The sequence below is a fragment of the Photobacterium sp. GB-36 genome (genome assembly GCF_003026135.1).
Classification (GTDB): Bacteria; Pseudomonadota; Gammaproteobacteria; order Enterobacterales; family Vibrionaceae; genus Photobacterium.
Map to the genome: position 1 here is coordinate 400,692 of NZ_PYNY01000001.1, position 22,619 is coordinate 423,310.

Consider the following 22,619-nt stretch of genomic DNA (forward strand, 5'->3'; position numbering starts at 1 on the left):
ATAAAACGCAGGGGCCAAGGATGAAGCCAGTAATGTATGTAGTTGTTGAAAACGTTATCTGGAAAATAACAACGGAAGGTGAATGGGTACAAGTTCCGCCATCGGAGATCATTGATAATTCAGTACCTTTCATTGCAGAGCAAGCACAAGTTAACGACATCATAAAAACTCAAAATAATGAAGACGATGTTGTTAACTTGACGCAATCTGATACGGCACCTCGTCACACACAAAACGCCTCAGAATCTAATATCAGTTCAAGTGATGGTATTTCTTTTATTACCCGTATTAAACCTACGCTTGCTGAAACCTTGCCTGAAGCGGGATTTACTACCCGTCCAACAACTTCCCAAGAGAGAAACGAACGAGATGAAATTGGCGATACCATTTTGTCACTTCGTAACTCTGCCGCTTTAACAGTCACAATTGTTGACGGTGGTGATGGTTATGAGAACCGCTTTGAAGTGCCGACGGTCGATCTCTTTGGTGACGCTATTGATGTTGAAAATGGCCGTATTGTGGTTGTGACTATCACGGATATTAATGGCAAAGTGTTCACAACAAATGCGGTCGTTAAAGATCAAAAATGGTTTATTAACGATCAAGACTTAAGTGAACTCGCTGAAGGTCCACTTGATGTTTATGCTTCTGTCACTGATTACTATGGCAATTTTGTTGACGCCACAGATAACACCATCAAAGACACCTTAGCTGAAGTTACCGCTGAATTTGATGGCAAGGGTGATAATTATCTCAACCAATTTGAAATCGTTGTTAGTGATTTATTAGGCGATATCACCTTTGTAGAAAATAACCAACCCGTTACGATTACCGTCACCGATAGCCAAGGTAAAACCATCACCTTTGAAACAACTAACACTGATGGTACTTGGAACATTAACGATACAGATCTATCTTCCCTCGCCGAAGGTGAACTCACAGTAGTTGCAGACACGGTCGATATTGCAGGTAATCCAGCCTCTGCCACCAGCACTATTATCAAAGATACCCTTGCAGATATCACCGCAGCCTTTGATAGCGATAACGATGGCGTTGCTAATGATTATCTCAATAACGTAACAGTAAAAAATACCCACCTTTTTGGTAGTGTTAATCACGTAGAAAATGGTCAAACCGTTACCATTACCGTTTCAGGACAAGGCAGTAATAATTTAACGTTTACCACCACTGTAACCAATAGCAGCTGGAATATTGCTAATGTCGATCTAAGTAATTTTAATGATGGCGAAATCACTATCACCGCAGAAACCATGGATATCGCAGGTAACCCAGCGGTATCGAGCAATACAATCATTAAAGATACCACGCCACCAACTATCGATATTGATACCAGCAATTACGATTTGGGCGGATTGAATATCACCGCACTCAAGCTTGGTTATGTCGAGTTTTTAGAAGGTACAACAACGGGCACTGAGGCGGGTGATAAGATCGAAGTCACTTTCAGTGATGGCACTGAAACCGTTATCTTAACCACCACTGTAGATAGTGCGGGAAATTGGCGTATTGAAGATTTCGATCTTAGCCAACTCAATGTACAAAAAACATGGGAAATGTCAGCAACCGTTACCGATATAGCAGGTAATACTGCGACTGATGATATGCCGACATTAAGACATCCTGATTCTTCAGTTTTTTATGAGACGACATTAGATTATCAAGGTTCAGAAACTGCAACGGCTTCTATCAATATCGAGTTTGCTGAGTTTACTTTTAATGCCAATCAAGCATTACTAGAAAAGTTAACCTCTAACGGTAACCCGATTACGGTTACCATCTCACCGGATGGGCTCACACTCACTGCGGTAAGCAATGGCGTCACCGTTTTAACGGCAACGATTCAAACCGTCTCTCAAGACATTAAAATTACGTTATTTGAACCTATTGATACTAAATTTGGTTTCAATAGCACTCAATCAGCGATCTTGATTGATGGTGTCCAAACCGATAGCGATGGCACAACAGAAACGGTTGTTGCGCCCGCGTTAATTTATATCCGAGATTCAGAACCTACGATTCTTGATGACTATAGCAATGTGATTGAAGGCAATATTACCTCTGGCAATGTGCTCAACAATGATAGTGATCTTGATTCCCCCCTCTCTGTTGTTCGTGTCACGATTAACGGTGAAACCAAAGATCTAACAGGTTCTTCTGTAACGTTTGATCTTCCTGAAGGTCAACTGACCATGAAAGAAAATGGTCATTGGATTTTTACCGCCAATCGTAATCTCGACCATAGTGCGGGTGATATTGACCTCGTAGTTAACTATATCGCTGGCGATAAAGATAATGACAACGGAAGTGCGGATCTCACCATCACAATTAAAGATGGCGAAGCAAATACCATCATCAATAACAATGATAGTAACGTTGAAGGACTGATTTCTAATCCTACAGATACCTTTACGGGTGACTTTACCATTAAAGCAGGATCAGATAACCCCGATCCTAATAGCATCACTTTTAACGCCCAAACTATTGCTACTTTAAGTGCTTTAAATCTAACGTCAGGTACTTCCGTTAAATACCTTGAATACACATTAAGTAATGATGGAAAAACCATTACAGCAACTTCTGGCGGAGAAACCATCTTCACCTTAACTCTAACTGGTGTCGCTAATGGTGATGACGTAACAGGTACTGTCACTTTTGTTCAATATCGTCCTTTAAATCACACCAATGCCAGTGATGTGATCAAATTACCACTACTGATTGATGCCACCGATTTGGATGGTACAAAAACCCCAACAGGACAATTTGATTGGTATATAGAAGATGGTGCAGATCCTGAATTAATCGTCAACCAAGCACTCGACTTTGATGAAGCTAGCCTTTCTTCAAGCCAACCGATATCCAAAACAGGCACTATCGATGTTGTTGTTGGCAGTGATGGCTTAAATGGCCTTTCACCTCTCAGCCCGTTATATTTTGATCAAACACAGCTACCATCAGGATTAACCAGCGGCGGCGATATCATTACTTACACCATTAACGGCACCGGTCAGATGATTGAAGCTTGGGTCAATGGTGTAAAAGTCTTTGATGTTGCCATTACACAAAAACCTGATGCTGAAGGTAACTCGACGGTTGAGTACACTTTCAACCTGTATAAATCTATCGACCAAACAGATCCAAATGGCATTGAAACCATTACCATTCCAGTCTTTATTCGCGATAACGATGGCGACGTTAACCAAGCCAATATCACTGTAACGATTGCCGATGGTGACACGCCAGTCATTACTAATACCACATTAGAAATTACCGAAAACCCAATTGCTGTAGCACCCGATGCGCCACCAGCAGGCACGACAGAAACAGCAAGCTCAACAATTTCTGTTACCGCAGGGCAAGATCCGATTGTTGATTTACAACTGGCTCTAACAGGCGCAGTTCAAACCAGTGATGGTGATGCGATCACTCATAACGGTGAAGCACTGACGTGGCAGTTTGATGGTAACAATACCTATGATGCGGTTTTAGCTAACGGTACGGTGATCTTTTCCATCAACCTTTCCGACATTGGCACTATTGCTGCAGGTGGCAGTGCAGATGCAACCATTACCATTGTGCTGAATGACTTTATCGATCACCTCAATGGTAAAGATACCAAGCTTGATATCACCCTTCCCGTTCAAGCTACTGATAGTGATGGCAGTGTTGGAACATCCAACGTAACGGTCACAATTTGGGATGGTTTGAAGCCAGAAATCATCGTTAATGGCAGCTTAAATGTCCAAGAAAATGATTTATTAGATGATGGTGTAGACAGTGATGCCTCTGATGTAGCAACACCAACACTGAGCTTTAATACAGGCAGTGATAGTGTGGTATCCGTGACCTTAGACACCGCCTTATTTAATGGTAAAAACTACACCAGCGCAGGCGATAACATCACGCTTGGCGCACCTAATGCTGATGGTTGGTATATCGCAACAGCCGCGGGTAAAGAAATATTCCAAATTAAAGTTAACCTTGATGGTACGGTGGAGTTTGATCTCTTTGCCTCTATTGATCATCCAGATGCCACATCACAAGATACGCTTAACCTTGAGTTTGGTGCCATTCTGACTGACAGCGATGGCGACACCTCGCCTGCCACTATCTTTGATGTGAATGTCTTAGATGATGTTCCAAAAGCCGGTACTGCCAGTACATTGTCTTTAGTTGAAGGACAAAGCCAAACCTTACAACTATTAACCGATGAGATCACTGGGGCTGACGGCGGTGAAATTGTTAGCTTCATTTACAACGGAACAACTTACTCTATTGATGGTAATCCGATTGATTTAATCAATACTACGATCTCGCCGTCGAAAAAGTACGGTACCATGGTCGTTAATGCTGACGGTACGGTTGAAATAACAACTGTCTCAACGTCTGAATTTAGTGGACGGATCCTCGATACACTAAAATATACAGTTAAAGATGGCGATGGTGATACCGCGAATCGAACCGCAACAATGGCATTGGGTGATAACCCAGGTCATATCAACGTTGAACTGATGGAAGTATTGGAAGACACGTTGACAGCCCCGTTAACAATCAAAGTCTTCCCAGGCGATAATGACCAAAATGAAACCCTTACCAGTATCACTATTAGTGAAAGCTCATTGGCAGGTGGACAACTTTATTTGAATGGCACGTTACTCACGGCAGTCGGCGGCGTCATCACGATTACCGATTTTATTAAAAACGGTAATTTCTACTCTCCTAACGGTGAACTCACCTATCAACCAGCCCCTGATGTTGCAATTAATCAGCAACGTATGGTGAACCTTGAAGTCACAGCAACCATTTCAAAAGATTCAGGCATTACATCCTTAGATAAGAAGTTACCTATAAAAGTATATCCAAATGCTGATGCGCCTGTATGGGACGCCCCTGAAACTGAATACACGGGCGTTGAGGATGATAACGGCAGCATTAAACTAGACCTTGCTGCCAATCTTACCGATACCGATGATTCCGAAAAATTAACATATCGAATTTCAGGTATTCCAGATGGCATTACATTAAAACTCAATGGCAATGTCGTTAAAGACGGTGATGTATTAAATCAAAATCAACTGAATAAAATCACTATCGTTTCAGATAAAAACCTTGCAGGTAAATTTGAATTTACCGTAACCGCCATTGCGACAGAAAAAGGTAACCAGTTCATTGATAAAAATGAACATAAAACCGAAGAAATACCACACCAAGTGATCATTAATATCAAGCCTGACGCTGATACACCGACGCTATCGGTGAAGAACATTAAAGGTATTGAAGATCAACCGATTAACTTAAGCCAAGTATTAGTCGGTAAGCTTACCGATACCGATGGTTCTGAAAGTTTAAGCTATCAAATCAAAGTGCAAGATGGTTGGTCTATTCAAGGCGGTGGTGCTATTGAGCAACCAGTAGGATCAGGTCTTTATATTGTCAGCGCTGAAGATATTGAAAACGGTACAGCCCTACTTTATCCAAAAGAAGATATCAGCTCATGGACAGAAACGCTGACCATTGAAGTCACGGCGGTATCGACCGAAACCTCCGTTGATGGACTTGATCCCATTAATATCACTGCGGTTAGTGATACCAAAACCATTACTATTGATTTAAAAGGTGTGATTGATCGCCCTGATGTTGTAGATGGCGGTAATGGTCATTGGGAGTACGTTACAGAAAGCCCAAGCACTGGAAATTCCACGGGCTTTAAAGGCACAATCAAAGGTACATCCGGCTTTAACGAAGATAGTCCATTGCCTTTAGATTTCATGATCACCACCAGTGATGATGATAAATCGGAACAGATCACTATTATGATCACCAACCTTCCTGACGGGGTAATGTTTGTTGATAGTAACGGTGATCCGATCACACTAGAAATCGTAGGTGAAAATGCATCGAATGGCGTGATCTACCAGATCAGCAACGATCAGCTTAAAACCACCTTCTTAAAAACACCGAAAGACTTCAGTGGGCAACTTAATTTTGATGTTAACGTGATTTCAACTGAGCCTGATGGTGACAGCGGCGAATTCAATTACCAAGTAGAAATTGATGTGCTTCCTGTCGTTGATGAAAAAGATGGCGCTATCCTTGAAACAACAACGCTTGAGGATAAATCAGCAAGCTTCTTAAGTGAGCCCATGATTAATCAAGATATCGATCACAGTGAAAGTTTAACCGGTTATAAGATCACTGGATTACCTTCAGGCTTAACACTCTTTATTGATGGTATTGCCGTATCTGTACCTACTGGTGGATTAGATCTTGCTGGCTACAAAACCAGTGGCGAATCGTGGACTGACTTCATTAACAGCGGTCGTGTTACTGTGCTTGCTGATGAAGATTTAAGTGGTTTATTCAATATTTCAATTAGCTATGAAGTCACTGACACCTCACCTACAGGACAAACGGCGACAAAAGACATTAATGCAACCATTCAACTTGATGTGAATGGTATTGTTGAAGGCGATACCCGTTTAGAATCAACATCAGAAGTGCTCACCAGTACCGATGGAAGCCCTATCGATTTAACCAACGCGGTTCACTTTTTTGATGAAGATCTCGATGGCTCAGAGTACCTTGATTACATCATCATCGTCGTACCAAATAGTATTAACTTAATCGTTGAACACCCAAATGGTGCGTCCATTGACGGCAGTGGTAACTGGATTATTCCCGCAACGGGATTAACCAGTGACACAGTAAAAGAATCGATGAAAGATATCTTGGCAGGTGCAACCATTAGCTCTAGCTTTGATACTGACATTATCGATCTACGTGTTGTAGCCCACGTTATTGATGACGAACATTCACGCTATATTGAAGCTCCTCTTCAAGTCCAAATTACAGGTCACAGCGGCGGTGGTTCTTGTCTTCCAATTGACGATCCAGATAGCATTCAAGGTGACGATGCCATTATTGCCAAAGAAGGTGAAGATATTGATTTATCAGGGTTGCTGGATGGCAACATTGACGACAACCCTGAAATAGAAATATCGTTTTTCATTGATATCAAAGATCTACCTCTAGGTGTTGAAATTGAAGGCGATGGTGTTATTCCTGAATACAATGCTGTTGGTGAAATTCTTGGCTATACCATTACACCAAGCGGCTTAGAAAATATGGTCTTTGTTGGACTCGATGAAGATTGGGCTGGCTGTATTAATATTCCGATTGAGATCACTCAAACGTCCACCTGTAACGGTCAATCGTCCAAAACAACGCAGAATATTAAGATTGAAGTTATCCCTGTTGTCGATGATATCATTGTCAATGCAGGACAAACCACGATTCAGGAAGATACCGAATCTGCTATCAACTTAGAATTAATCTTAGGTGATAATATTTTCGCGGGGCAAACCATCAGCGGTGAAGGTGAATCAGCCACAGGTAAAGAAACCATTAACTGGTTGAAAATTACTTTACCTGCCGGGGCAGAACTCAACGGCGATCCCGCCATTTTACAAGACAACGGCGATAACACATGGACAATTAAAGACCCAACCCGTTTAGGTGAATTAACCTTAACACCACCACTTAACTTCAGCGGTGAGTTAATCATTAATGTTGCAGCCAACATTACTGATGAAGCTGATTGCCCAACCCAAACCGATACCCAAACCAAAACGGCATCAGTGGTCATCAATGTTGCACCAGTAACTGATTTTGCTGAAATGCCCGATAAAATCGAAGTTCTCGGTGACGAAGATAGCTACATTAATATCACAGGCATAGACGCAATTTTATTTGATAACGATGGTTCAGAAACACTATCTCTGAATATTTCAGGGCTACCTGAAGGTGCTGTATTGTTCTATTCACCCGATGGCGGAAATACATTCGTCCAGTTACCTAACAGTGGTCAATCATGGAGTATCAGTGCCAGCCAAATGGACGGGGTTTATATACGTCCACCGCTAGATTTTAGTGGCGATATGAAACTCAAACTAGAAGCCATCACCAACGAAATTGGCACCAATGATATTAAAACCTCGACCACTGATTTAGTCGTAGGCGTTAAACCTATTGGCGATGATGTTCAGTTCTTTGATGTCCCAGAAAGTCTTGCTGGAACTGAAGGTGATAGTTTCACTATTCCAGTGAATCTAGAAAGCTATGAAACAAACAGTGATGAAGCATTACGACTCACAGTAACGATCAGTGCGAATGATCCTGCTCAGTTACAAGGGTTAGATAAAATCGTTATTGGCGGACAAGAAGTTACCTTTGGGCAAAAAGGAAATAATTGGTTTGCTACCGTCGTCGTTAATGCCAATACATTGGATGAATTCACACTTTATCCTGGTGATGCTTATGGCGACATGACGATCACATTAGCTGCCAATACTGTTGATACCAATATCGTATTAGGCACTGAGTACACTCATGAAGGTGTTATCGCTACCGAAGAGATCAAATTAACCATTGATGCGCTACCTGATGAGCCTGAATTAACGGCGCAATACAACAGTATTATTGCTGAAACAGATTCAGCGATCGCCTTAAATCTTGATCTCATGATGCAAAATCCAGCACCTAATGAAAAAGGCAGCATTATGATCACAGGCTTCCCAAGTGATTACACTTTCTCTGCTGGAAAAGAAAATAATGGTGGTTGGGAAGTCGAACTTGCTGATATTGCCAGCCTCACCATGACAGGCAACAGCGCACAAGATTTCACTTTATCTATTGAGCCAAGTGCCAGCATCGGCAACCAAACTGCAACGGGCACAGCGCAAACCATCGATTTCAAAGTCGCAGTATCGGGTGATAATACCCTAGTAGGTACAGCCAATGACGATTTGATTATCGGCGGTAAAGGTAACGATATAATGTCAGGTGATAACGGTAATGACAGTTTCGTCTTTAAATCTGATGATCTTGGTTCAATCTCTGCACCAGCACAAGATACTATTTTAGATTTTGATACCACAATTAATACCGACAACATTGACTTAAGCGCTATTTTATCAAATGTCACTGATGGTATTTCAGCCGATAACTATATTGATATTACTGAAAATAACGGTTCCGTCACATTACATGTTAAAGACAATGGTACAGATGTTACACAAGAGATAACTTTAGACAATGTAAGTAAAGATGCGCTTTATGGCGCAGATACGAGCTCTGCAACGGAAGCAGAGGTTCTACAAAAAATGATAGATGATAATAATCTAATTACTGGCTAGGGATGGTATGAGTAGTAAAAATCCGCCGTTAGATAATGACATCTGGCTCGCCTCTATTTTGTGGCTATGCCAGCATTACAGCATTCGCTGTCATCGTCTAAAAGTCACCTCAGGTTTACCCTTAATAGAGGGTAAACTTGACGATTCTCTGTTTGAACGTGCAGCCAACCAAGCTCAGTTGGACGTTGGCTTACACCCGAAAAAAAAGCTAATCACAGCAAGCTTACCAGCCGTAGGGATAACTGATGCTGGCGAGCCAATCATTATTAGTGAGCACGTTGATGGTGTATTTAAAATCGTCCAGTTTAAAACTAATGATGATCATACCCCAACTCCCGTTGTATCTCAGCAATCAAGCGATGAGCTAACACATCTGCTCAGCGGCGATGTCTGGCAAGTTTCGCCGATCCAAGTTGCTGACCCCCGCGTGGATGATATTAAACCTAAGCCGAAAAAACATTGGTTACTTGCAGCGATTTCAGAGGTAAAACCTTGGTATCGTGATCTGCTTATTGCCTCTATTTTTATCAACCTACTCGCTCTTGTCGTGCCGTTGTTTACCATGAACGTCTACGATCGCGTGGTACCCAACCAAGCCTTTAATACCTTATGGGTGTTGGCGGCTGGGGTATCAATTGCGTTGATATTTGATTGGTTATTACGTGAAGCACGAAGCGCTATCACCGATATGGCTGGGCATCATATTGATACCAAACTATCGGCAATTTTAATGCAAAAAGTCTTGGGGATGAAACTTGAACATCGCCCCCAATCAGCCGCTGCATTTGCGCGTCAAATTCAAGATTTTGACAGTGTGCGAGAGTTTTTCACGTCAGTCACTTTAGTTACCTTGGTGGATTTACCTTTCACCTTGTTCTTCCTTGCATTAATTGGTTGGCTTGGCGGACCTATGATGTTTGTTCCTATCGCTGTTATGGCGGTGCTATTGCTCCTAAGCACCGTTATGAAAGGAAAAATTGGTCAAACATTGGATGAATCCGCTCGCTTATCGACCCAGAAACAAACCCAACTATTAGATAGCTTATATAATCTGTCTGATATCAAACAAAACAATGCTGAAGGCATCATCCAACGCCGTTGGGAGCAAACCGTCTCTGCACTCTCTGATTGGCATATAAAATCACGAAAATACACCAATGTTGTTTCTCATTCGGTAATGAGTAGTCAGCAAATCGTAACCATAGGTTTAATTATCATTGGTGTTTATCGTATTTCAGAAGGCTTGCTTAGCATGGGTGGCTTGATTGCTATTGTTATGCTGAGCGGTCGAGCCGCGAGTTCAATCAACCAGTTATCGATGTTAATGCTGCGCTATCAGCAAAGCCGCTCTGCTATTACAGGGCTGGATCAAGTGATGGCATTACCGCAGGAAAGTAATGAGCATCAGGTCATGGATCGCGGTGAGTTTAACGGTAATGTTCAGTTAGATGATGCGAACTTTGCCTATCCTGAGCAGCAATTCAATGCCCTCAGTAATATAAAATTAGCGATCCGCCAAGGTGAGCGTGTTGGTATTATTGGCGCCGCAGGCTCTGGTAAATCGACCCTATTAGCCCTACTTTCTTATCAATATCGTCCAAGTTCAGGACAATTGTATTTTGAAGGTATTGATGCTCAGTTATGGCCACCCGCCGCCCTTCGTAACAACATCGGTTGGGTTGGACAGCAGCCAGCTCTTATTTACGGCACTATTTATGAAAATATTCTATTTGGCTGTGATGAAGTCGATGAAAAGCGCCTAAGTCATGCCATAACCACGTCGGGCTTAAATAGCTTTATGGATCGCCTTGCCAACGGATTAGAAACCCAAGTCGGTGAAAATGGCCGTAATTTATCAGGCGGTCAACGCCAAGCAGTAGCACTGGCTCGCGCACTGTATCGCTCACCTAGCCTATTGTTGATGGATGAGCCAACTAGCGCTTTAGATCAACAAGCAGAAGAACGTTTTCGTCAAGCCCTGCATAAATTACCGCGTGATATCACCATGGTAATTAGCTCTCACCGCCAGTCTATTTTGGCACAATGTGATCGCATTATTGTGCTAGAGCGTGGGCAAATAGTGGCAGATGGTGATGCAAAAACCATTCTTGCTAAACAAAAACCACAACGTCCAGTTAGCCGTGTTCGATCCGTCAGTATTGTTCAAGGAGGCGGTAATGAGCAGTAATTTAAAATGGGCAAATCAAAAACACGCCTATCGTTCTCGTAAAATCGTTTGGCTTTGTTCACTACTAGTTATCTCTATTATCACTTGGGCTGCTTATTCCAAATTGGAAGAAGTGGTCGTGGGTGATGGCAAAGTTGTACCGACCCTCGCCATTCAAAAAATTCAGAGTTTAGAAGGCGGTATTATTGAACAAGTCTTAGTTAAAGCAGGCGAACAGGTAAAGAAAGGTCAGCCTTTAATTATTTTAGATGACACCCGTTTCCGTACCGCTTTCCAAGAATCTGATGAGCATTACCGTACTTTACAAGCGCAAATCAAACGCCTGAAAGCCGAATTAGACACAGTAAAAGTCAATACCAAGGAAAAAGATTGGAAAAAACAAATCACTATTTCCCATCAAGCTATCGCTTTTGATGATTTAAGTAAGCGTGCCCAGCTTAATGCTAAAGCCAATTACAACGAACGTATTGGACAAATTGAGTCACAACTTGAAGAAGCACAGCTTACGATTGAACAGCAAACTGAAGCGTTACGTGATGCGAAAAGTAATACATCCACACTTTATAGCAGTCTTCGTTTAGTCAATAAAGAAGCCAAAATGCTCGAAGGGGCGGTAAAACGAGGCGCTGTTGCGGAAGTAGAATTGATCCAAACACGTCGCGATCAGGTCAAATTACGCGGCGAAATTGCCAGTTCAAAAGTTGCACAACAAAAAACGTCAGCAGCATTACGTGAAGCTATTGTGATGCGCCGCAATCTTGCGTTGGAATTTAGAACCTCAGTCCAAGCACAACTCAATGAATTGACCAATCAATTTGCCCAATTAGAAGATAGTCAAGAAGGGTTAGCCGATCAGTTAAAACGAACTGAAATCACCGCCCCAATGGATGGCACTATTAAAGATATTTTAGTGCGCTCATTAGGCGGTGTTGTAAAACCCGGTGAACCCATCATGGAGTTAGTGCCTAATGACAGTAAGTTAATCGTTGAAGCACGAATTTCGCCGCAAGATATTGCTTTTGTACAAACAGGATTAGAAGCCACCATTAAATTTACAGCCTATGATTTTGTGGTTTACGGTGGACGTAAAGGCACGGTGACATATGTCAGTGCTGATGCCCTACAAACAGAAGACGGTACCGCTTATTACCGCGCCCATATTCAGCTCCATGATGATCCCGAAACACGTTTGCAAGCCATTCCTGGCATGCAAGCTATGGTGGATATCTTAACGGGAGAAAAAACCGTTTTGAGCTACTGGTTAAAGCCGTTATTACGCGCCAAAGCAAGTGCATTAAGAGAGCCATAACATTTAGCTAATTAGTCATGCCGTTTTACACAAAACGGCATACAGAATAAGAGATAAAGGAAAAGGAATGCGTTTATCATCATTAATAGCAGCTGCGCTATTTTCATCAAGTGCTGCGCACGCGCTCTCTTTAGAAGAGTCTGTTGCCTCAGCCATTGATTACAGCCCACAAATTGCGGGGCAATATGCCCGTTTTCAATCAGTACTTCGTGAAGTCGATGGCGCACAGGCTGATTACTTGCCACAAGTAAATCTATACGCTGCTGCGGGTTATGAAGAAACCCGTTACAACAGTGGCAATAAAATCCCAAAAGACGATCGCGGCATGAACCGAACTGAAATTGGTTTCAAAGCCTCGCAGTTAATCTTTGATGGCTTTAAAACCTCAGCCAATACTGATCGTCTGAGCTATGAAGCAGAATCTGAGCGGTTAACCTTGTTATCTGATGCAGAAGATATCTCATTAGATACCACACGTTTATACATGGAAGTACTGAAAGCCAAAACCATTCATGAATTAACCCAACGTAACGTTCGTGAACATGAAGCGATTTACCAAGATATTCTGGATAAAAACTCAAAAGGTTTAAGCAGTAATTCTGACTTGGCCCAAATCGCAGCACGTGTTGCGACGGCGCGCTCATCACTCATTGCCGCCGAAAATAACCTCTACGATCTCGATGCCCAATTTATGCGTTTAGTTGGAAAACCGGCAACGGGTTTAGTCGATCCTGTGGTCGATACTGCCCTGCTGCCTAGCAGCAAAGAAATTGCTATTAAACAAGGTATTAAGCAGCATCCTGAAATTCAAGCCGCCATGGCTGATATTCAAGCGGCACGTGAAGAAATTCGCCGTGAAAAAGGCAATTACTTCCCTGAATTTAAGCTAGAAGTACACGCAAATGCCAACGACAACGTGGGGAACACACTGGGTCCGGATCAAGATGCCCGTGTCATGCTAACCATGAATTACGACATCTATAACGGCGGAAAAACCAATGCTGATACAGAAGCCTCTGCATGGCGTCATGAAGAAGCACGTACTATCCGTTTGCGTGCAGAACGTGAAGTGGTTGAAGGAACAACCCTAGCGTGGAATGCCTACAACATGTTAGAGCAACAGAAGAAATTGTTAAAACAGAACGTTGATGCAGCAAAAGCCGCTGAAATGGGTTATGAAGAACAATTTCGTTTAGGCCGTCGTAGCTTACTTGACGTACTTGATGCAAAAGTAGAAGTGTTCCTTGCCCGCAAGAACTACATTAATACCGAATATGACCACACCTTAGCGGCATATCGCATTCTTAATGCTATGGGTAAATTGACCTATGCGTTACGTGTTGAATACCCAGAACAATGGCAGGCGAAGGAGCAATAATCATGAAAAAATCACTACTTTCTCTCATTTTATTGCCTTTGCTTTTAACTGGCTGTGCAGATATGCCTGATACTCAAGTCACTCGCCATCAGATTGATGATCTTCGCGATCATGATAAAGATGGCGTGATCAATCAACGGGATATGTGTGCCGATACGCCTGCTGGTACGCAAGTTGATATTACTGGCTGTGCACCTTGGGAAGTGAAGCCAAAATACGACATCCAGACAGTTTACTTTAACTTTGATGACGACCATATTCGCTTAGATCAAAATGAAACCTTCACTCAACTTTTTGATTTATTAAAGCAAAAGCCACAGGCAAAGGTCATCCTTGTGGGTGATACTAGCCCTGAAGGTACAAACGAATACAACAAAGCATTAGCGCAACGTCGTACAGGTGTGATTAAAGATGCATTGATTGAAAATGGTATTGCACCTGAGCGCATCTCAGAGCAAGAGTTTACGCAGGTGACCGAATTAACCAAGCACCTAAAGAAACGTGAGCGACGCACCATTGCTGTTATAACCAGCAACCAAATGGAGCCTGTAAAAAAATGGACAATTTACAGCTCTGAGCAATCAGCGCAACATGCATCAACAGCACAGTGAGGGAATACTCGTGAATAAATCAACTTTAACTTACATGTTACCACTGGCGCTGTTTGCTTCTTCTGCTTATGCCGATAGCAGTAAAACCATTGCGGTTGAAAATGAACTCAATACCGTTGTCAACGAGCTAATTTCAACAGCTACGTTGAACAATCATTTACTCACCGAACAAAGCAATGATATTCAAAAAGTCATGATTGAAGATGGGGTAAAAATTGGTATTAGCTCTCGTCGTTGGTTAGATAGCGAAGTCGCCGTTTTTAAAGATAAATACGGTTATAAACCAACCGAGCTGTACTTTACATCCGATGCCATCGCCATTTTGGTTAATGAAGATAATCCAATTAAGTCTATTTCAATCAATGCACTGGCTGATATTTTTGGCTGCCAATCATCATTAAAATCAATTCAATGGCAGACAGTAAGTCCTGTACTTGCCAACAATACTGAACTGGCACAAGTACACGCTTATTCAGTCAATGGTGATTTATCAGCACACCGTAATTTCACCAAGATGATCACCTGCTACGATGGCCAAAAAACGGCAACTAAATCGTTAAACAGCCGTAAAGATTTAATCGATACTATTGAATCAAAAGAAAACGCCATTGGTTACACCGTATATCAAAGCCAAGATAAAGATATTAAACGTATTGATATTATTGATAAAAATGGTGAGCGTTTTGGTCTAGATCATGAAACAATTTTATCAGGCCGCTATCCACTTGCTAACGTTTATTACATGTATCTGAATTTAGAGCCAACAAATAGCTCTCTATCGCCGCAGCAAGCAGCCTTTGTCAATTACGTAATGACACCAGAAGCGCAACAGACACTGACTGACAACGGCTTTATCAATTTACCAGCAGCGGCAATTACGCGTAACAAAGTCGTATTAAAGCAGCAGCAACCTGAAATTCAGGGCGGTTATAAATAATTTAACAATTGTTTTAAAACAGCCATGAATTGGTATCTATCGCTATCAAAGCAACAGGGGCGTAAAGTTAAACTTTACGCCCCTGTTTTTTATACTATCGCGTATTTTTAATCATACCGCATTCGGTACACGGAACATGCGGCGACACATTTCTAAAAACTGACCATAAACAATCCCCAACGCACCAGAAACCACGATATTACTGGTTACAGCAGTGACAATTTGATCAAAGTTCGCCCCTACAACTAATAATATGCAAGCATAGATCGGTGATTGAAATAACACATAAGCCACCATATCAGAGAAGCCCTTCATCCAACGTTTTGTTGAAAAGCGCATACCTGTTCGGATCATGTAATCTCTAAACATGCCATAAGGCCAAGCAATCGCAATATTAACAGGGATAGATAATGTTCGTGATGCTAACGACTGCTCAAACGACATACCTGAAATAAAGATCTCAATCATCATGCCAGCGGCAAAGCTAAACACAACCATCGCAAAAGTATCTGCTGCGGCATTTCTATACTTTAAAGGAAACTTAATCACAGACATGGCTATCTCTTACCAAACAATAAACTAATTAAAACACTGCTTAGAGTGACCTTCACTGCCTTTAAATTTATAAGCAGTTTATTTGCGTATTAAAACAGAGTTTAACTAAAATAAGACACCATATTTTAATGTTATTTTCATTCTGGTAACTAACTTTCAATATAAAAATAGTGTTTTAAACTGCCTTTATTCAAACTAGCCAGTGTAATCATTTATTTATATAGAGATTAACTATGCTGCGCCCTTTCTCACCTTCATACAGATAATAAAAAATCCGAACACTCATAATAAGTGCTCGGATTTATAGATATTCTTTTCTCAAATTATCCAGTTAGTGATTGACGACTAACTGTGCTTCATTTTCACCGTTAGGTAATTGGATGGTTAATGCAATCACAAAAGAGACAATCAATAATGCGAACATCAAGTAGAACGTTGCAATAAAGCCACCAAAAACGGATGCGACAATTGAACCAATCAAGCTACCAACACCGAAGCCTAGGTAAATAACAATGCACATACAGCCACTAAACAGATCGTCAACGCAATCGCTATTACCTTAGTACGTGCGATTTTATCTGTCAGAATACCAAGTACAAACGTCCACAGATGTTGGACAATAAATATTAATCAAATAACGGTGAATACCAGCAATCATCCATCAACTTTCACTCCCATATAGGTATTTAACACTGCAAAAAGGAGCAGTAAAAGAGACATAATGATAGTTTAAAAGGTCGACAATGTTGTTTTTTAACAATCGACTGAAAGTGCGGGGTTTGTGTTAATCAAAAAAGTGCCATTAATAGTAAAGCAGCACGTTCAAATACTGCTACCAACATCATTAATTGGTCGTTATACACAAGTAACCGACTAATAAGGATATAAACGCAATTATACGAAATATAATTTTAGTCATTGGTTATGAAACAAAAGTTTGCAAAAACGGGTCATAGTTATCGTCACGGGTAATTTATTGATTAAATAATTAAAATCGCATTGCTTATTGCATAATTATAATTACTATCAGCATCGTCTTACGTCTCTTATACCTTAAGACGGCAACCTTTTTTAACCATGAGAACACGGTATGTTACCTGCGTTTTACTTTCTTTTAATTGCCGTGTGTATTTTACCGACATTGCCAGGGCTACTCGGTGTAGTGATCACTGCATTAGGGTATATGCCACCATTAGGGCTAACTCAATTCTCATTCAACGGCTTTAGCCAAGTATTACAATGGCAAGGTGTCGAACACTCCATTGCCTTAACATTTTATACAACGGCAGCTAGCTGTTTTCTTGCTGGTTTATTTACTTTTGCAATCATCCAAACCTGTTGGGGCACCCGCCTGTGGCAGCGAATTGAATCAGCATTAAGCCCTCTTCTCGCTATTCCCCATGTTGCTTTCGCGATTGGCTTTGCCTTTTTATTTGCGCCAACAGGTATGGGCGTTCGTTTATTGTATTCAGTACTCCCAACCAATCTCAGTACTCATGCTGGCAGTGAAACCGCGTTACTGATTAATGATCCTTATGGCTTAGGGCTTATCGTTATGCTCGCCTTAAAAGAAACGCCTTTTTTAGTGCTAATGAGTATTCCGGTTCTCCAACAATTAAATATTGAGCAAACCCAAAAAGTATCAACATCTCTGGGCTATAACCGTGCTCAAACATGGTTAAAGTGTATTTTCCCTCAGTGGTTACCTAAGATGCGTTTTCCTCTATTTGCTATCGTGGCTTATGGTGTCTCTGTCGTCGATGTTGCACAAATTATAGGGCCAACCAATCCCCCCACCTTTGCTGTTTTAGTCTGGCAATGGTTTATTGATCCAAACCTACAACTCATGCCGCGAGCTGCCGCTGGGGCAATCATGCTATTTGTTATCGGCACAATATTATTAGGTATTACGGTGGCGATAGAATGGCTACTCACCCAGCATTTTAAACAGTGGCAATGGTCGGGCAGATATGGCTTTGCGTTACCAGGAAAATCACTTTTTACCCTATTGCTGGCATTAACAGCGTTGATTATCCCAATATTAAGTCTATGGTCAGTCGCACTGCGTTGGCGCTTTCCTGACGTACTTCCAAGTCGTTATAGCTTGCGTTTTTGGCAACTAGAATGGAGTCATATTCTTAGTACAATCAACATCAGTGTAGTGATCGCACTGATTAGTGCATCGCTTGGATTATGTTTTGCCATTGCCGCGCACGAATATCGTATAAAACATAAATGGCATATTCCTCACTACATTATTGCTATTCCGATGCTGATCCCACAGCTATCGTTGCTCTTCGGTTTGCAAGTACTAACTTTATTTTCCTCACTTAATACTTATCTACTATGGGTCTGTTGGGCACATCTCTTTTTTGTTTTCCCTTATGTCTATCTCGCACTTGATGGCCCTTATCGCAGTTATGATCAACGTTTAACTCAAATTGGATTAAGTTTAGGGAAAACACCTTTTCAGGTATGGCTTAAAATAAAGCTGCCGCAATTATCATCGGCATTTATTTTTGCATGGGTTATTGGCATTAGCGTCAGTTTGGCACAATACCTCCCAACATTAATGCTGGGTGCCGGCCGAATAAGTACGCTAACGACAGAAGCCGTAACCCTTGCCAGTGGATCGGACAGGCGAGTTACCGCTATTTACGCCTTATGCCAAGCGCTGCTCCCGTTCGGCTTTTTTATTTTAGCTCGACGAATAAACCGACGAAAAACAATAAACGTTTAAAAATAGAGTCAACTAATCATGAGTCTACATATCAACAACGTCACAATATCAATGCCTAATGGTGATGCTTTACTGACTTCTTTTTGCTTACAAATCGCTAAAGGAGAAATCGTGACCTTAATGGGAGCGAGTGGCTGTGGAAAATCCACCTTATTAAATTACATAGCAGGCCATTTAAGTGATGCATTTCAGGTACAAGGTAACCTTATATTAAATAATAACGATATCACCGAAGTACCTGCTCACTTACGTCAGATAGGCATGTTATTTCAAGATGATTTGCTCTTTCCTCATCTATTAGTATGGGAAAACCTTGCGTTTGCACTACCCAATCGCATTAAAGGTAAAGATCGCCACAAGCTGGCTCTTAATGCCCTTGAAGAGTTGCAGCTATCAGCGTTAGCAAATGCTTACCCTCATCAAATTTCAGGTGGGCAACGTGCGCGAATTAGCCTTACTCGACTGTTATTAGCCCAGCCTCAATTAATCTTATTGGATGAGCCGTTCAGTAAATTAGACAGTGGCCGCCGTGCACAATTTAGAGATTGGGTTTTTAACCAAATTCAGCAAGCACAAATACCCACTTTAATGGTGACGCATGATAAACAAGACATCCCAAACAATAGCCGTGTGATCAATTGGCAAACGGAGAGCCATTATGCTCGATAATGTAAGTATTAAGCTTATTAAAGCCCCGCTGAATATTATTGCAGCCCGTCTACATCCCTATGGTATTACTGCAAATCAAGTCACCTTTACAGGCTTTCTTATCGGTTGCTTAGCGTTTCCAGCTTTAATAACAGAGCACTATTTCATTGCCCTGTTTTTTATCTTGCTCAATCGTATTTGTGATGGTGTTGACGGGGCTCTTGCACGTATTCAAGGTATTACTGATGCGGGTGGCTTTCTGGATATTAGTTTGGATTTTTTATTCTATTCCTTAATACCTTTCGGCTTTGTACTCGCCAATCCAGAGCAAAATGCCATTGCTGGCGCATTTTTAATCTATGCCTTTATTGGAACGGGCAGCAGTTTTCTTGCTTTTGCTGTTATGGCCAGTAAGCGAGGTATTGAAAACCCCGTATATCGTAATAAATCATTGTATTACATGAGTGGATTAACTGAAGGCACAGAAACAATTGCTTGTTTCATCTTCTTTTGCTTGTTCCCTCAACACTTCGCTGTCATTGCCTACATTTTTGCGTCAGCATGTTGGTTTACCACTTTTACGCGGATATATAGTGGATTTAACACTTTAAAATAAGGAGTTAGAATTATTTTTACCTTCAAACTTCTTTTTAACCTGCTCTAAAAAAACGGTTTCGGCTGTTGGCGATCCTACACGATTCGCCTCTAATAATAATTTTAGTGCTTTAGCAAAATCCCCTTTATTTAAAGATTGAGTGATTAATTGATTATAAATTCTTTCCGTTTCTACAAGCATACGTTCACTTTTCGTTGAAGTTTCTTGCTCAACTAATTTAACAGGCAACTCATCGGTTGAATTGTTTGACCATGAATTTTTATTATTATCAACTGTTTGAAATTTAGATGGATATTCTGCTTTTTTTGCTATCTCTTGATATGCTTTATAAGTTTGAGAATCATCAATAATATTTATATTTTCTTTTAAAGGTGTTGAAGGCACTTTTTTCAAAGGTACAACCAAAGGAGCTGCAGCAACTACTGGTGATGGCGATGGTATTACATTTTTCTTGATATTTAATGGTATTAGCTCAACATCTACCATTTCTGTTATTCTCTTTGTTATAGACACATCATCAAAAGATAAACTCCCCTTGGTATACAAATTGACAAGCTCTTGTCCACTAGGGGTATCGAATATAATCTTAGTACCTTCATGACTTTGAGGTGTGAATATAATCATATAAGGTATTTTTCTACTTAACCTTATCTTTTTAATACTATAGCTTTCGTCTTTTCCATTATTTTCAAAATCAAAAAAATTAACTGATTTAAAAAGTGAAAGTTTATCATCGAAGATCATAACATTAGGTGAAAATACATTATTACTTGTAATTTTGCTTTCAATAGAGAATGTAATATCCTCAATACCATCAGCTAATTTATAAGCTTTATATAAACTTTTTTCACCAGAAAAGTAGCCAATATTTGATTTTTCATTGATATAAAGTTTCTTTTCTTCACCATTTATCACTTGCCAATTTATATATTCAAACGATCGACAACATACAAAAGACTTTGATGTTGGATCATTATCAGACAAACTGAATAAGTGCGATGAGCAACCACTTAATAAAAGCCCTCCTAAAATAATAACATACCAATATTTTATCATAGTTATACCTAACTCAATATGTTTAACTTATTTAAGGTTTATATGAACATATAAGTACTATAGTAAATATAAAAAATTAATCTCTCTGCTATTCGTATTATTTTTAAGAATTAAAACGAGCAACTTGTCTGGTAAGACATAAACTTAAGCTGTATAGGGGTTTATTTCTCGCTATTAATTTTTAAGTAATATCAACTTATCGATCCAAGTAACAACCAAAATAATCAAAATGAAATACCAAGAAACTAAACCACCGCTGCTATCCGTCGTTACGATTTCTTTCTCAGGTTCAGGTTCTGGTGAAGTTCTTTCTTGAGGGTAATCTGGTATTGATACAAATGGGTCAATATCTATAGTTGGTTTTAAGTTATTATCGTTGAGTGTAAAATCCTGATAACCATGGTGTTTCGTTACACAATCTTCTATCCAGAGTTTGTAAGATGAAACCTGCGTATATTGACCAGTAAGTTGGTTATATTGATTTTCAGGAAAGTTATTTCGATTTATACATATCGCCCCATTACTAGCCAGTCCAATTAGCCTTACTCCCTTATCACTATCTGACATAGTCTGTTCATTCTGCCAAATAAGAGGATTACCCGAGTCACCATTACAAACATCTTTAATGAGTCCGTTAATATTTGAATCAGCGCATACAATATAATCATGATTATCAGTTAAACCTATGCATTGTTCGTCAGGAACCCCAGCTAAGGTGACTACCTGCAAGATTGATGGATAGCCTTTGCTAACAGTATCTCCCCAACCTGACGCAATTGTCGTTGATGATGAATCAATATTTGTTGCCCAAGAATTTCTAAATTGCTCATCTACAATATATTGCTCATTAACTGTAGCGATCTTAATCGCTTGAGACACCTCAAAAAGTGAGCGGTCTACCCTTAATAAAGCGATATCATTTAAGAATGTTAGCGGGTCATAATCTGGATGTGATATTTTATCGACAATATTAAACTTATATCTATCATGTAAAAGAACAAGATTGTCCACATCAACACTATGAGCACCAACAATAGCTACATTACCTAAATTATCATTATTACAGTGAGCAACAGTTAGCAACCAATGCTCTGCGATGACAACCGCACCACAAATAATGGAATCGTTATTTTTACTTATAAGAGCGGCATTCCATGGTAGTAGAAAAGAATCAAAAAGATCGACGTCAGAGCCATTAAGCACTTTTTTAACAGGCTGGGAAAAAGATTGCGCAGATAAAAATAAAAGTACAATATAAAAGACCATTTTTTGCATGATTTTTACCATCGAAATTCAATATTTATATTCACTCTTAATAATAAACACCTTTGATAATAATTTAAAAATGATTCCATATATTCTTAAAAGT

12 protein-coding genes and 1 pseudogene are annotated in these 22,619 nt (G+C 40.4%); 9 read left to right on the forward strand and 4 right to left on the reverse strand.

The window, feature by feature from the left end; all coding sequences use genetic code 11:
* The first annotated feature begins 20 nt into the window (after nt 1–20).
* The 6 genes from C9J46_RS01695 to C9J46_RS01720 all read left to right on the forward strand — a co-directional run bounded on the left by C9J46_RS01695 (nt 21) and on the right by C9J46_RS01720 (nt 15,635).
* Nucleotides 21–9,212 (forward strand): type I secretion C-terminal target domain-containing protein, encoded by a 9,192-nt coding sequence (locus tag C9J46_RS01695; protein ID WP_233217606.1) that lies wholly within the window; start codon nt 21–23, stop codon nt 9,210–9,212.
* 7 nt (nt 9,213–9,219) lie between these two features.
* Nucleotides 9,220–11,400 carry a type I secretion system permease/ATPase gene (locus tag C9J46_RS01700; protein ID WP_107290456.1) on the forward strand — a complete coding sequence of 727 codons (2,181 nt, stop codon included), beginning with the start codon at nt 9,220–9,222 and terminating at the stop codon, nt 11,398–11,400.
* Complete coding sequence (locus tag C9J46_RS01705) at nt 11,390–12,709, forward strand: HlyD family type I secretion periplasmic adaptor subunit (protein ID WP_107205643.1); 1,320 nt, start codon at nt 11,390–11,392, stop codon at nt 12,707–12,709. The genes C9J46_RS01700 and C9J46_RS01705 overlap by 11 nt, the downstream gene beginning before the upstream one ends.
* Before the next feature lie 67 nt (nt 12,710–12,776).
* Nucleotides 12,777–14,087: a TolC family outer membrane protein gene (locus tag C9J46_RS01710; protein ID WP_107205642.1), complete on the forward strand. Its 1,311-nt coding sequence runs from the start codon at nt 12,777–12,779 to the stop codon at nt 14,085–14,087.
* A 2-nt stretch (nt 14,088–14,089) separates the two neighbouring features.
* Nucleotides 14,090–14,698 (forward strand): OmpA family protein, encoded by a 609-nt coding sequence (locus tag C9J46_RS01715; protein ID WP_107205641.1) that lies wholly within the window; start codon nt 14,090–14,092, stop codon nt 14,696–14,698.
* A gap of 10 nt (nt 14,699–14,708) precedes the next feature.
* Nucleotides 14,709–15,635 carry a PstS family phosphate ABC transporter substrate-binding protein gene (locus C9J46_RS01720; RefSeq protein ID WP_107205640.1) on the forward strand — a complete coding sequence of 309 codons (927 nt, stop codon included), beginning with the start codon at nt 14,709–14,711 and terminating at the stop codon, nt 15,633–15,635.
* A gap of 111 nt (nt 15,636–15,746) precedes the next feature.
* On the opposite strand, the gene C9J46_RS01725 is transcribed toward C9J46_RS01720, so the two are convergent.
* Complete coding sequence (locus C9J46_RS01725) at nt 15,747–16,190, reverse strand: L-alanine exporter AlaE (protein WP_107205639.1); 444 nt, start codon at nt 16,188–16,190, stop codon at nt 15,747–15,749.
* A 331-nt stretch (nt 16,191–16,521) separates the two neighbouring features.
* Nucleotides 16,522–16,787, reverse strand: a pseudogene (locus C9J46_RS01730) (oxalate/formate antiport family MFS transporter); the annotation flags it as partial.
* A gap of 493 nt (nt 16,788–17,280) precedes the next feature.
* Here C9J46_RS01730 and C9J46_RS01740 point away from each other — a divergent pair.
* The 3 genes from C9J46_RS01740 to C9J46_RS01750 are packed head-to-tail and all read left to right on the forward strand — an operon-like array spanning nt 17,281 to nt 20,194.
* Nucleotides 17,281–18,930 carry an ABC transporter permease gene (locus C9J46_RS01740; protein WP_107290457.1) on the forward strand — a complete coding sequence of 550 codons (1,650 nt, stop codon included), beginning with the start codon at nt 17,281–17,283 and terminating at the stop codon, nt 18,928–18,930.
* Between the two features lie 18 nt (nt 18,931–18,948).
* Nucleotides 18,949–19,599, forward strand: coding sequence for an ATP-binding cassette domain-containing protein (locus tag C9J46_RS01745; RefSeq protein WP_107290458.1), 651 nt, complete (start codon nt 18,949–18,951; stop codon nt 19,597–19,599).
* The gene (locus C9J46_RS01750) at nt 19,589–20,194 is read left to right on the forward strand and encodes a CDP-alcohol phosphatidyltransferase family protein (RefSeq protein ID WP_107290459.1); all 606 of its coding nucleotides are present in this window, start codon (nt 19,589–19,591) and stop codon (nt 20,192–20,194) included. The genes C9J46_RS01745 and C9J46_RS01750 overlap by 11 nt, the downstream gene beginning before the upstream one ends.
* On the opposite strand, the gene C9J46_RS01755 is transcribed toward C9J46_RS01750, so the two are convergent.
* Both C9J46_RS01755 and C9J46_RS01760 read right to left on the reverse strand, forming a co-directional pair.
* Nucleotides 20,186–21,250, reverse strand: coding sequence for a MalM family protein (locus tag C9J46_RS01755; RefSeq protein WP_107259436.1), 1,065 nt, complete (start codon nt 21,248–21,250; stop codon nt 20,186–20,188). The genes C9J46_RS01750 and C9J46_RS01755 overlap by 9 nt on opposite strands.
* A gap of 174 nt (nt 21,251–21,424) precedes the next feature.
* Nucleotides 21,425–22,525: a trypsin-like serine protease gene (locus C9J46_RS01760; RefSeq protein ID WP_233217599.1), complete on the reverse strand. Its 1,101-nt coding sequence runs from the start codon at nt 22,523–22,525 to the stop codon at nt 21,425–21,427.
* Between the last annotated feature and the right edge of the window lie 94 nt (nt 22,526–22,619).

Excerpts from the sequence above, each read along its gene's own strand:
- C9J46_RS01725 (WP_107205639.1), bottom strand. The coding sequence starts at position 16,190 with ATGTCTGTGATTAAGTTTCCTTTAAAGTATAGAAATGCCGCAGCAGAT.
- C9J46_RS01705 (WP_107205643.1), top strand. The coding sequence starts at position 11,390 with ATGAGCAGTAATTTAAAATGGGCAAATCAAAAACACGCCTATCGTTCT.
- C9J46_RS01745 (WP_107290458.1), top strand. The coding sequence starts at position 18,949 with ATGAGTCTACATATCAACAACGTCACAATATCAATGCCTAATGGTGAT.
- C9J46_RS01760 (WP_233217599.1), bottom strand. The coding sequence starts at position 22,525 with ATGCAAAAAATGGTCTTTTATATTGTACTTTTATTTTTATCTGCGCAA.
- C9J46_RS01700 (WP_107290456.1), top strand. The coding sequence starts at position 9,220 with ATGAGTAGTAAAAATCCGCCGTTAGATAATGACATCTGGCTCGCCTCT.
- C9J46_RS01755 (WP_107259436.1), bottom strand. The coding sequence starts at position 21,250 with ATGATAAAATATTGGTATGTTATTATTTTAGGAGGGCTTTTATTAAGT.
- C9J46_RS01750 (WP_107290459.1), top strand. The coding sequence starts at position 19,589 with ATGCTCGATAATGTAAGTATTAAGCTTATTAAAGCCCCGCTGAATATT.
- C9J46_RS01710 (WP_107205642.1), top strand. The coding sequence starts at position 12,777 with ATGCGTTTATCATCATTAATAGCAGCTGCGCTATTTTCATCAAGTGCT.
- C9J46_RS01715 (WP_107205641.1), top strand. The coding sequence starts at position 14,090 with ATGAAAAAATCACTACTTTCTCTCATTTTATTGCCTTTGCTTTTAACT.
- C9J46_RS01740 (WP_107290457.1), top strand. The coding sequence starts at position 17,281 with ATGTTACCTGCGTTTTACTTTCTTTTAATTGCCGTGTGTATTTTACCG.
- C9J46_RS01695 (WP_233217606.1), top strand. The coding sequence starts at position 21 with ATGAAGCCAGTAATGTATGTAGTTGTTGAAAACGTTATCTGGAAAATA.